The organism is Kaistella sp., from assembly GCF_032060305.1.
Classification (GTDB): domain Bacteria; phylum Bacteroidota; class Bacteroidia; order Flavobacteriales; family Weeksellaceae; genus Kaistella; species Kaistella yananensis.
In genome coordinates this window covers 1-2,806 of record NZ_DAMBHK010000128.1, presented here as the reverse complement: position 1 = coordinate 2,806, position 2,806 = coordinate 1, and the positions used below count along the sequence as shown (strand labels likewise).

Genomic DNA, 2,806 nt, shown 5'->3' with positions numbered 1-2,806 from the left:
CACTTTTCACCGGAGGGCAATCTTGTAAGAAATTATACGGTGCAGCTGGATCAGAAAAACAAAAAAGGATTCTTTAACAATTCACCCATGACGGCAGATAATTTTCCTGCCATCGGTTATCTGATCGAAAGTAAAGACGGCAAGTCAGTGAACTGGGTGATGGAAATTGTAAAAGCCATTGATGTGGATACGGATGTAAGCACCTTCAGTAATTTCTTTTCAGGAACTTCCACAACTACTACAACCAAATCCTATTCTCCTTTCTACAGCATTGAATATGGCAAGCTCGACCTGGCTACCGGCAAATCTTCGGAATTCAGAACGCTGGGCGACCTCGAGAAGAAGAAATACTATCTGTATCCTAAGCATAACCGACTGCAGATTGGTGACTACACGTATTTCTTCAGCGAAACCCCGAACGGCGACCGCCTGCTCGTTTCGAGAATGGACGTTAAACAGTAAAACCGGGAAGGTCATTTAGTTTTGAAGCTGTGAACCGGCATCTTGTGTCAGTGAAATCATTTTAAAAATTCCTCTTATGAAAAAGTTACATTACGTGTTTTTCTCCCTGTTTTTAGTCACTTTACTGATGACGGGATGCGAAAGAGACAGTGAGCCGGGAAGCACCACACCGCCTGCCTCCGCAGGATTTACCTGGCGTGAGAACTCCACCACGGCACCCCTGAAAACCGCAGGATCTTCGGAAGTGCGTACGCAGTACAAATCTATTTTTGCCTTTACGGGTGCCACGGCCACCTCGGGAACGGTGTTTGAGTTCAACCTTTCCGGACTTTCCCCTGCGACCTATCCCGTGAATGCCACCAATGCGTTTTATTTTAACGGAAATACAGCCACTCCCGCAACCGGCGAAGTGGTCATCACAGCCAATGCAAACGGCAAAGCTTCCGGCACCTTTAAGGCGACCTGGACGAGCGGAACCGTTACCTCAGTGTACGGCACCTTTACCGATATTCCGGTGAAATAAATTTTGATGTATTCCTACCCTGGCGGACCCTGAAATCCGTCGGGTTTTTTACCTTTTAAAATATTCAGACATGAAAAAAATTCTATTTTTCAGTTTAATGATGCTGGGAATTACAGGCAGCGCCCAGCTTACAGTTGTGAAAGACGTATCTGCAACGGGTTTAAAACCTACCGATAACGAGCATTTCATCTGGCAGAACAACCGCTGGAACGGCAAACACTACTACGGGGTAACGGTATCGCCCAGTGTCGCTTTAGCAGTAACCGACGGAACCGACGCGGGAACAAAGGTGATTAAAAATTTAGGTCATTCCGGTGTTCTAAGTGCTGCAATAAAGGCCATAATTCCAGCAAAGGATCACTTTTATATTCACGTCTATGTATATAAAAGTTACAGTCCCTATGTTCAGTATGATGAACTCTGGAAGTCGGATGGTACAGACTCAGGAACTGTATTGCTGAAACGGTTCGATGAACGGGGAGCGACTACTGAAGGCATATCCATCACCACTGACCAATATGAAGCATCAAACCGCTCCCTCAGTGGCAATGAAATGTACTTTTACGGATATACAGGTAATAATGGCAGAAAAATATGGAAAACGGACGGCACTGCTGCTGGTACCTCAATGATTGTTGATAAATCCGCTAATGCACTGACAAGACTGAATAATGATGTTTATTTTGCTTCCGATTTTAAATTGTGGAAAATCAGCGGCACTACGGGAAGCGTAGAACTGATTGATGTTCCGAATATTTTTATTGTAGCTACTATGCGCATGGCGGCGTTTAAAAACAAACTCTATTTTATGGGTTTTGATGAAACCAATGGGGTAGAGTTATGGTCCTCCGACGGTACGCCTTCCGGAACAAAAGTTTTCACCAATACATCGCCGCTTACCAATAATGTGTACAGTCTCACGACTTTTAATCTCACGTCAACGGATGATTATCTCCTCTTTTCAACTTTGCATAACGCTTCCGACAACACCCGGCATACGCTATACCGCACCGACGGAACGCTCGGTGGCACCGTGCAGCTTTCGCCTGCGGACGCCGTAGATGCGGGAACGAGTTCGGGATCCATGTTTTCCAAAACCAATGAAAATTTTTACTGTTTTAATATGGGCCAGAAAACCATCTTCCGGACCAATTATCAGCAAAACGGTTACTCAATTGTTTCTACAGGTGCCTATAATGCAGGAAATCTCGTCGATTATAAAGGTACTGCCTGGTATGCTGGTGGAACCGCCAATATGTCCGGAAATAATGATTTCGCGGAACCGCACCGCACCGACGGCGTTCAGACCGTTAAAACCTTTGATATCATTACGCTGATGCAGGGAACTAATAACATCGGCTCCAATCCTTTTGGCTTTCATGAATTAAACGGGAATCTGTATTTTTTTGCAGGACTGGGAAATGCGATGAAACTGTACCAGTTTCAGGGTGATTATACCTTCAACAGGTCAGCCGGCAATTCGTGGAACGCTCCCGCCAACTGGAATACTGGGGTGGTGCCGCTTTCTTCTGAAGACACTCTGGTTCCTGCTGGTTCAGATGTTGAAATTTCATCTGCAGCATCAGCAAGAAATCTTGCGCTCAATGCGCCACTTCATATTGTTTCCGGCAGTTTAAACCTTGCAGAGGACTTAAATTTAAATTCAAGAATTACGCTGAATAACAATGCTGTGAATCTCAAGGGAACATCTTCCAATATCACCGGCGGTAACACCAATAATTACATCGTCACCAACGGTACCGGCACCGTGAATGTTGAAAACGTAAATGCCGGTCGGGGAACGGTAAACCTTCCGGTTGG

At 45.3% G+C, this 2,806-nt stretch carries 3 protein-coding genes; all 3 read left to right on the top strand.

From position 1 onward, the window contains the following. On the top strand, window positions 1–462 hold a 462-nt coding region (locus tag V5N63_RS11540; protein WP_332034061.1), incomplete at its 5' end, for a hypothetical protein. A gap of 76 nt (window positions 463–538) precedes the next feature. Further along, a complete protein-coding gene (locus tag V5N63_RS11535) occupies window positions 539–985 on the top strand; it encodes a hypothetical protein (protein WP_332034060.1) in 447 nt (148 codons plus the stop codon). A gap of 70 nt (window positions 986–1,055) precedes the next feature. Continuing rightward, window positions 1,056–2,806, top strand: a 1,751-nt coding sequence (locus V5N63_RS11530) for a hypothetical protein (RefSeq protein WP_332034059.1), incomplete at its 3' end; no start/stop codon positions are given.